Origin of the sequence: Myroides albus (genome assembly GCF_009711045.1) — a bacterium.
In the GTDB taxonomy this organism is placed as follows: Bacteria; Bacteroidota; Bacteroidia; order Flavobacteriales; family Flavobacteriaceae; genus Flavobacterium; species Flavobacterium album_A.
Genome location: NZ_WMJX01000150.1, coordinates 1 through 301, shown reverse-complemented (window position 1 = coordinate 301; position 301 = coordinate 1). Strand labels below are relative to the sequence as shown.

Annotated in this window: 1 protein-coding gene; it reads left to right on the top strand. The window is 38.5% G+C overall.

What is annotated here, in order from left to right; genetic code table 11:
• Window positions 1-301 (top strand): transposase (locus GJV76_RS15690; protein WP_196216254.1); only part of this gene is annotated, 301 nt, incomplete at both ends.

Here is a 301-nt window from a genome sequence, read left to right as displayed (position 1 = left end):
AGCTAGAACAAGAAAAGCAAGAACTCCAACGCTTAGTAGATCTTTTACGACGCATGCAATTTGGACAAAAACGCGAGCGTTTCGAAGACCCTAATCAAACACAGTTACCTTTAGAGGTTCAGCAAGCAGTCCTGGAAGAACAAGAAGAAGTAATCAAACAAGAGATCACTTATTCTCGTCAGAAGAAAAAACATCCAGGAAGAGCTAAACTACCTGATCATTTACCAGTAGAAGAAATAGAAATCTACCCAGAGGGAGATTTATCTGATAAGATTTGCATTGGTAAAGAAACTACAGATGT